The 8,154-nt window shown below is 69.5% G+C and carries 10 protein-coding genes; 7 read left to right on the plus strand and 3 right to left on the minus strand.

What is annotated here, in order from left to right:
• The 3 genes from ACWF94_RS26315 to ACWF94_RS26325 all read left to right on the plus strand — a co-directional run.
• Positions 1-868: amidohydrolase family protein (locus ACWF94_RS26315; protein ID WP_453493332.1), on the plus strand; the 868-nt coding region annotated here is incomplete at its 5' end.
• 91 nt (positions 869-959) lie between these two features.
• Entirely contained in the window at positions 960-1,739 is a 780-nt protein-coding gene (locus tag ACWF94_RS26320) for an aldolase/citrate lyase family protein (protein ID WP_453493335.1), read from the plus strand.
• The gene (locus tag ACWF94_RS26325) at positions 1,736-2,092 is read left to right on the plus strand and encodes a cupin domain-containing protein (protein WP_453493357.1); all 357 of its coding nucleotides are present in this window, start codon (positions 1,736-1,738) and stop codon (positions 2,090-2,092) included. The genes ACWF94_RS26320 and ACWF94_RS26325 overlap by 4 nt, the downstream gene beginning before the upstream one ends.
• Positions 2,093-2,230: 138 nt before the next feature.
• On the opposite strand, the gene ACWF94_RS26330 is transcribed toward ACWF94_RS26325, so the two are convergent.
• From ACWF94_RS26330 to fdxA, 3 genes are all read right to left on the minus strand, one after another.
• On the minus strand, positions 2,231-3,028 hold the full coding sequence (locus ACWF94_RS26330) for an IclR family transcriptional regulator (RefSeq protein WP_453493368.1): 798 nt from the start codon (positions 3,026-3,028) through the stop codon (positions 2,231-2,233).
• Positions 3,029-3,254: 226 nt separating this feature from the next.
• Complete coding sequence (locus ACWF94_RS26335) at positions 3,255-4,283, minus strand: NAD(P)/FAD-dependent oxidoreductase (protein WP_453493371.1); 1,029 nt, start codon at positions 4,281-4,283, stop codon at positions 3,255-3,257.
• Positions 4,280-4,594, minus strand: a complete 315-nt coding sequence (gene fdxA / locus ACWF94_RS26340; RefSeq protein ID WP_453493386.1) for a ferredoxin — start codon at positions 4,592-4,594, stop codon at positions 4,280-4,282. The genes ACWF94_RS26335 and fdxA overlap by 4 nt, the downstream gene beginning before the upstream one ends.
• Before the next feature lie 211 nt (positions 4,595-4,805).
• Between fdxA and ACWF94_RS26345 the strand changes: the two genes are divergently transcribed.
• From ACWF94_RS26345 to ACWF94_RS26360, 4 genes are all read left to right on the plus strand, one after another.
• Complete coding sequence (locus ACWF94_RS26345) at positions 4,806-6,158, plus strand: aromatic ring-hydroxylating oxygenase subunit alpha (protein WP_453493374.1); 1,353 nt, start codon at positions 4,806-4,808, stop codon at positions 6,156-6,158.
• Positions 6,155-6,694, plus strand: coding sequence for an aromatic-ring-hydroxylating dioxygenase subunit beta (locus ACWF94_RS26350; RefSeq protein WP_453493377.1), 540 nt, complete (start codon positions 6,155-6,157; stop codon positions 6,692-6,694). Before ACWF94_RS26345 ends, ACWF94_RS26350 begins: the two co-directional genes overlap by 4 nt.
• Before the next feature lie 21 nt (positions 6,695-6,715).
• A complete protein-coding gene (locus tag ACWF94_RS26355) occupies positions 6,716-7,963 on the plus strand; it encodes a Dabb family protein (protein ID WP_453493380.1) in 1,248 nt (415 codons plus the stop codon).
• A partial coding sequence (locus tag ACWF94_RS26360) for a hypothetical protein (protein WP_453493383.1) occupies positions 7,960-8,154 on the plus strand: 195 nt, incomplete at its 3' end. The genes ACWF94_RS26355 and ACWF94_RS26360, both read left to right, overlap by 4 nt.

Genomic DNA, 8,154 nt, shown 5'->3' on the forward strand with positions numbered 1-8,154 from the left:
CGCCGGCACGGCCGGTGCCTCGACGTTCGCGGCCTTCCGCAAGCTGGTGGTCGAGGCGAACCCGCTGCGTATCGTCAACTTCCTCAACGTCTCGGTGCTCGGCCTGATCGACTTCAGGTTCGGCGAGCTGCTGAACCCCGACACCCTGGTCCCCGAGGACGCGCTCGCGACCGCCGAGGCCCACCCCGACATCGTGCGCGGCTTCAAGATCCGTCTCTCCGACGACGTCGTCGGAGAGAACTGGGAGTCGCTGCTGAAGAAGTCCGTGTCGCTGGCCGAACAGGCCGGCCTGCCACTGATGCTGCACATCGGCGAGACCGCGGAGCCGTTGCCCGTCGTCCTGGACTTCCTGCGGCCCGGCGACATCGTGGCGCACTGCTACACCGGCAAGCCGCACGGGATCCTCGACGGCGACCGTGTGCAGCCCGCCGTGACCGCCGCCCGTGAGCGCGGTGTGCTGTTCGACTCCGCCCACGGCAGGAGCAACCTCAGCTTCGAGGTGGCACGCCGGGCGATCGCCGACGGATTCCTGCCCGATGTCCTCAGCTCCGACACCAGTGCGCGCAACTGGCGCGGCCCGGTGTTCGACCTGCTCACCAGCATCTCCAAGCTGGTCGCGCTCGGCGCCCCGCTGGAGGAGTGCGTCCGGCGGGCCACCGTGGCGCCGGCGCGGCTGCTCGGGCTCGACGCCGAGGGCTACGGGCGCCTGGAGGCCGGCGGCCGGGCCGACGTCACGGTCGTCACCGAGACCGAAGAGGTCACACTGCCCGACGCGGCAGGCAACACGATTCTCGCGCCGCGCCTGGAGCCGACCGTGGTGCTGCACGGCGGTGCCGAGGTCGACATCGTGCCGTGGCGGGGTCTGTAGCCGGCCTGACACACCCGTGGGCCTGACACACCCGTGGGCGTGACACACCCGCAGTGGGCCCGACACACCCGCACTTCCAGGGGAGGATCCGATGACCTGCGGTGACATCCATCTGCTGCGGCGCCGTCTCCGAGCGGCCCTGACGGCGGGGAAACCCGCTGTCGGCACGTTCGTCAAGCTGGCGTCGCCCGACGTGGTGGAACTGGCCGCGGCGGCCGGGTTCGCGTTCGTGGTCGTCGACCTCGAACACTCCACCCTCACCGAGCGGGACGCCGTCGCCCTGGTGCGCCACGCGGACGCCTGCGGCCTGCCGGCCCTGGTCCGCGTGCCCGAGGTGGACGCCGCCGCCATCAACCGGCTGCTGGAGGCCGGGGCGGCCGGTATCCAGCTCTCCATGCTCACCCGCACCGCCCAGGCCGAGGCACTTGTGGCGGCCACCCGGTTCGCTCCGGCCGGCCGCCGGTCGGTGAGCCTGGCCAACCGGGCCGCCCGGTTCGGAGCGGTCACGCCGGCCGGGTTCCTGCGCGCCGAGCAGGACGACCCCCCGGTGCTCGTGGGCCAGATCGAGACGGCGAGGACCGACCCGCTGCCGGATCTGGCCGCCGCTCTCGATGTGTGTTTCGTCGGCAGCACCGACCTCGCGGTCGACCTGGGCCTGCCGGCGGATCCGGCGGTGCTGCGCGCCGCGGTGGACCGGGTGAGAGACGCCGCCCGTGCCGCGGCGGTGGCGTTCGGCGGCTGGGCGCCGACCCGGGGCGCCGCGGCGGACCTGGGCCTCGGTGACGCCGGCTGTCTCGTGGTCGGTTCGGACCTGCAGATGCTGGCGGCCGGCCTGCGCGCCGCCGCCGGAGAGGGAGAGGGAGATCAGTGAGCACACGCAACGCAGCGCTGTTCAGCACCGTCGTCAACTGGGAAGAGCTTCCGGTGACCGAGGTGCGGCCGGGGGTCCGTCGCCGTGTCTACGCGACGGACGAGATGATGATCTGCCACCACGACCTTGAGGTCGGCATGACGCTCAACCCGCACCGGCACGAGGACTTCGACCAACTGGTCCACATCGCCGAGGGGCGTGCGAACTACTACGTGGACGGTGTCGCGCACGACATGCGGGCCGGCTCGTTCCTGCTCGTACCCCGTGGCAGCGAACACTATGTGGAGCCGACCGAGGCCCCCTGTGTGAACATCGACTTCTTCGTCCCGCCACGGGCCGATCTGCTTCCCTGAGCGGCGTACGCCCCACCCCGGCGCGCGCTGCCGCCGAGGCCGAGTCGCCCGCGTCACGGGCGCACGCGTCCGCCACCCACGGGGAACCGCGGGTGGCGGACCGGACCGTACAGAAGGACCACCGTCACCGCGAGCGGATCAGCGGCCGTTGGGCGTGCCGTCGGAGGTGCCCAGCCGCTGCGACAACGCGCGGGCGGTCTCCAGCAGTGCCTGGGCCATCGGCGACTTGACGTCGTCGGACACGGTCACCGCCGTCCCGACGATCGCGAGTGTCCCGCTGATCTTGTCCCCCTCGAAGATCGGCGCCGCGATGGTGCGGACTCCGTTGACCGTGGGGGAGTTGACCGAAAGACCGTGCTGCCGGATGGCGTCGAGTTCTTCGGTGAACTCGGCCGAATTGCGGACCGAGCGCGGCAGGGCCGGTACCTGCTCGGGGGACAGGAGCGCGAGGAACACGCGGCCCTGCGCCGAGGACGTGAGGTTCAGGCGCGAGCCGACCCGGACGCTGATGCGCACCATGTGGTCGGTGTTGTCCACCGAGCGCACCACGGTCGCCGACTCGCCGTCCCAGACCGACAGCACGATCGTCTCGTCGATGCGCCGGACCAGCTCCTCCATGTACGGCTCGGCGGCGGCGACGATCGGCAGGCCGGCCCGCGCCGCGGCGGCGAGCGTGAGCACTTGGGGGCCGAGGGAGTACAGCGAGGTGCGCTCGTCGTACCGCAGCAGATTCGCCGCCCGCAGTGCCTTGGTGTAGCGGTGTGCGGTCGCCTTGCTCGCCCCGAGACGCGCGGTGATCTCGTTGAGGCTCATATGCGGCTTGCCGACCGTGAACGAGCCGAGGATCAGCGCCGCACGCTGCACTGTCTGGATGGTCGGGGCGATCCGGTCGGGACCGTCCTGCTCGCCGGTGCCGCGCTGCACCTTCGTGGCCATGGATTCCACGCTCCTGTCCATGCTCAGTCACATTGATAAGGACGTCAAATGAAACGCTGTCTTGTATGACGTCATGGTAAAGGGGTGTGCAGGGTGCTGCGGCGCTTATCCACGGTGAGCTGCGGCGGTGAACGGGAACCGGCGGCCGGCAGCCCCGGAAGCGCTCCCGTTCACCGCGCCGCTGGTACGGAGAGCCGCGCCGCTGGTACGGCGAGCCGCAGCGAGCCTACGTGTCGGTGGAGTGTCCGGGGGTGATGGAGCGGGTGGGGTCGAGGAGGGTGGCGATGTGGTTGACGGCGAGGGCGGCTTCGCCGAAGCCGATGGCGATGAGGCCGACCCTGCCGTCGTAGTCGGCGATGTCACCGGCGGCGAAGACGCACTGCCGGCTGGTGCGCATGGTGGGGTCGACGAGGATGCGCCGGCGGCGCAGTCGGAGTCCCCACTGTTCGATGGGGCCGAGGTCGGCGATGAAGCCGAGCGCGGCCACGACGGTCTGGGCGGGCAGGATGATGTGGTCGCCGTCGGGGCCCGCGACCACGACCTGGGAAACCGGCCCGTCACCGGAGATCTTCTGGATCTCGTAGGGCGTCAGGACCCGCACCGAGGATGTGTGCACCTGCTCGACGGTGCGTTCATGGGCCCGGAACCGGGTGCGCCGGTGCACCAGGGTCACCGTGGCGGCGATCGGTTCCAGTGACAGGGCCCAGTCCAGTGCGGAGTCCCCGCCGCCGACCACCACGATGTCCTGTCCCGCGAGTTCGTTCAGTCGGGGCACGAAGTACCGCAGTCCCCGGCCCAGGTACTCGGAGCCCGTGGGGAGTTCGCGTGGGACGAAGTTGCCGATGCCGCCGCAGACGAGTACCGCACCGGCGGTGATCCGCGCCCCGGCGTCGGTGGTGGCGACGATGCCCTCGCCGGCGTCGTCCAGCCGGACGACCCCGTGTCCGAGCAGATAGACGGGGTCCGACTGGCCCGCTTGTTCGGCGAGCCGGTCGACCAGTTCCTGGCCGCGGACGGCGGGGAAGCCGGCCACGTCGAAGATGAGCTTCTCGGGGTAGAGCGCGGCGATCTGGCCGCCGACCTCGGGCAGGGCGTCGGCGATCGCGACGCTCATACCGCGGAAGCCGGCGTAGTACGCGCCGTACAGCCCGGTCGGGCCGGCGCCGATGATGAGCAGGTCGACGGAGACCTCGGGGCCGGCGCCCGTGGTCGCGGGGCTCGTGGTCGCAGGGCCCGTGGGCGCGGGGCCCGTCACGCTTCCACCTCGGGGTGGTCGCGGCCGGCCCGGCCGGTCTTGCGGGCGCCGCCGGGTGAGCCGAGCGGTGGGGTGCCGAGGGTGAAGAACTCGGCGTTGAGGCGCTCGAAGCGCTTGCTCTCCTCCGGCAGGTCCTCGTGGTGGAAGATGGAGACCTGTGGGCAGACGGGTTCACAGCGCCCGCACTCGACGCATTCGTCGGGCTGGATGTAGAGCATCCGGTCGCCCTCGTAGATGCAGTCGACCGGGCATTCCTCCATGCACGACTTGTCCATGATGTCGAGGCAGGACTGAGTGATGACATACGGCACGAGCTTGTTGCCCTTCACACGGTCGCACAACATGCGAGACGGTGTATTTCAATGCGGAACAGGATGATGGTCGCACCGACCCCGGATGTCAACCGACCGGGGTGAATGCTTGACACCATCGAGGCCCCTGGGGGACGCTGAGAACGAAATTCGAGATGGCGTCTCACTTTGTGCGCCACTCGGGTCGGGACTTGTGAGAGGCAAACTCCCCATGGGAAGCAATCCCCGGACCGCCCCAGCGCCGATGATCGTCGAGGACTGGGACCAGCTCACCTTCCGGGTCAACCGCGAGGCGTACCGAAGCGCGGAGATCTTCGCCCGGGAACGCGGCTGGGTGTGGATGCACACCTGGCTCTATCTCGGACACGAGACCGAGATCCCCAACCCCAACGACTTCAAGGTCCGCACACTGGGCGGCCGACCGCTGATCTTCTGCCGGGACAGCGCCGGCGAGGTGCACGCGTTCCTCAATTCCTGTCCACACCGCGGCACCGTGCTGTGCCGCGAGAAGGAGGGCTCGACCAGGCTCTTCCAGTGCTTTTACCACGCCTGGACGTTCCGCAACAACGGCGAGGTCGCCGCGATCCCCGACGCCGGCGCGTACGAGTCGAGCGAGGAGTTCCGGGCCTCGATGGCACTGCGCGGTGTGCCACGCCTGGAGATCCACGAGGGGTTCGTCTTCGTCTCCTTCGACCCCGACGTTCCGCCGCTGCTCGATCACCTCGGCGACGCCGCCGACTATCTGACGATGATCGAACAGCAGCACACCGGCGGCATGACCACACTCCCCGGTACGCAGCTCTACAGCGTGCGGGGCAACTGGAAACTCGCCGTCGAGAACGCGATGGACGGATACCACTTCGCGCCCACCCACAACACGTTCGTCGGCTACCTGCGGGAGAGCGGCTACGCCGTCACCGACGACAACCAGTACGCGTACAACCTCGGCAACGGCCATGGCCTGCTGGTCCTCACCGGGCACGGCGGACGGATCAGCATGATCTGGGAACCGCGCTTCGGCGAGGACGAGCGGGTGCGCACCGACGCCCACCGGGCCGAGATGACGCGCCGGCTGGGGGAGAAGCGCGCGCACCATGTGGCGGACGAGAGCCACATCCTGTTCGTGTTCCCGAACCTGCTGCTGTTCGACATCGAGGGCCTGTCGATCCGGCAACTGGAACCTGTGGCGCCCGACCAGACCGATGTGCGCGCCTGGCAACTGGTCCCGCGCACCGAGGACGCGGACACCCGCGCCCTGCGCATGAAGACGGTCGTCAGCTTCGTCGGCCCCGGCGGGCTCGCCACACCGGACGACATCGAGGCGTACGAGGCGGTCCAGCGCGGCATCCAGGCCACGGCGGGCACCGGTGCGCCCGAGCTGGACTTCAGCGACATGTCGCGAGGCATGGCGGACGAGGTCAAGGGTGTGCAGGGCCGGTCGGTCGACGAAGGCGCGATGCGGGGCTTCTGGCGGCACTGGGTCGAAGCCGTAGGGATCGATGACGGCATCGAGATCAACGGAGAGCGTCCGGCGTCCTTCCTGGCGGGGAGGGATGTGCGATGACCACCATCAGCGGCAGCGGCAGCGGCGGCGGCGGCTCCGTGCGGTGTGCGGGGCGCACCATCACCCGGCCGGAGGTGGAGGACTTCCTCTACGCCGAGGCCGACATCCTCGACCACTGGGACTACGACGGCTGGCTGGCCCTCTTCGAGTCCGGCGCCCGCTACGAGATCCCGACCACCGACCACCGGCCCGGCTGGTCGCCACATGAGACCGGATCGTTCGTCGACGACGACTGGGACCTGCTCCGCGCCCGGGTCAAGCGCCTGAAGTCCCGCAAGGCGCACGCCGAGAACCCGCACTCGCGCACACACCGGCTGGTGTCCAACGTACGGCTGTCCGAGGATACGGAGGACTCCTTCCGGGTGGCTGCCTCCTTTGTGGTGCACCGCGCCCGCGACGGACACTTCGACGCCTACATCGGGTGGTACGAGCATCTGCTGGTGCCGACCGGGGACGGGCTCCGCTTCCGGCTGCGGCGCTCCGTCCTCGGCCACGAGTCGCTGGCGGCAGGCGCCCGGCTCAGCTTCATCCTCTAGCCGGCCACGGATGGTGACCCGATGATCAGACACACCCTGTCCTTCCGCTTCACCGACGGAGCCGACCGGGCGACCCGTGAGTCCGTGCTGGGCGAGCTGCGTACCTTCCCGGACCGGTACCCGGCCATGCGCGGCTTCGTCCTCGGCGAGAACATCAGCACGCGGGACCAGACCTTCACCCACACGATGGCCGTCGACTTCGACAGCCAGGACGACCTGCTCGCCTATCTCGGCAGCGAGTCCCACGAGAACTTCGTGCGCACGCGCTGGCGGCCGGTCATCGCCCAGCAGGCCATCACCTCGTTCGAGTTCGAGTTCGAGTTCGAGTTCGAGTCCGAGTCCGAGTTCGCCGAGCGTGCGTCGCTCACGGCAGGAAGGACACCGCCGGTGAGCACCCGCCCCCGCGGCCCGTACGGCATGGAGTACGCCCGGATCGAGGTTCCGGACATGCCCGCCACGATCGAGTTCCTCGAATACCACGTCGGTCTGCAGCTGGAGCAGCGTACGGACGACTACGCCTACCTGCGCGCCGACATCGAGCACCACGCGATCGAGCTGATCCACGCGCCCGAGCGCACCGACGGGTGGACAACCGCGGTCGGCTACAGCGTGGAGAGCGAAGAGGTCCTCGAACAGCTGCACAAGAACGTCCTCGACGCCGGCCTCGATGTCCTCGAACTGCAGGAGCGGCAGCGGGCGCTGTGCGACAACGGCTTCGCGGTGAAGGACCCGAACGGCCTTGTCGTCGAGCTGTTCACCGAGTTCCAGGAGTACGCCGAACCGCCGCACATCGAGATCCGGCCGCTCGACCTGGTGCACCCCTTCATCGCCACCGCGAAGTTCGATGAGACGCTGGACTTCTACCAGAACGTTCTGAAGTTCCTGCCATCGGACCATGTCGTCGGCTCGACCACGTTCTTCCGCTGCGAGGACCGCTACCACCACAGCCTCGCGGTCCAGAAGAACACGGAGCACTATGTCGCGCACCTGTGCTTCGCGATGAAGAGCCTCGACCATGTCATGCGGATGCGCGCCCGCGCGCTGTACAAGGGCGCCCCGATCGCCTCCGACATCGTCAACCACTCGGCGTCGACGTCGATCGCGTTCTACCTGCACGATCCGCGCTTCGGCCCTCGGTTCGAGCTGTGCGACGACCACCGGGTGTTCACCCCGGAGGAGCACCGGACGCACCGGCCCCGCAGGATGCCGGCCGACCCGCGCAACATCGATGTGTGGCGTCCGGCTTCCGACGACTGGGGACGCTTTTGAGACAGCGGCTGCTGGATGTCCTGCGGCTGCTCGACAGGACCCCCGCGCCACGGGGGGAGGAGCGGACGGCGGCCCACCGGTTGCGCGGCTGGTGCGCGGACCGATGGCCGCACATCGAGTGGCAGGTGCTGGAGCACGGTCCCGCGGGCGGCAGCCTGGCCGCCGCGCACGGGGCCGGGCCCCTGCTGTAC

The sequence above is a fragment of the Streptomyces sp. NPDC055078 genome (assembly GCF_053607985.1).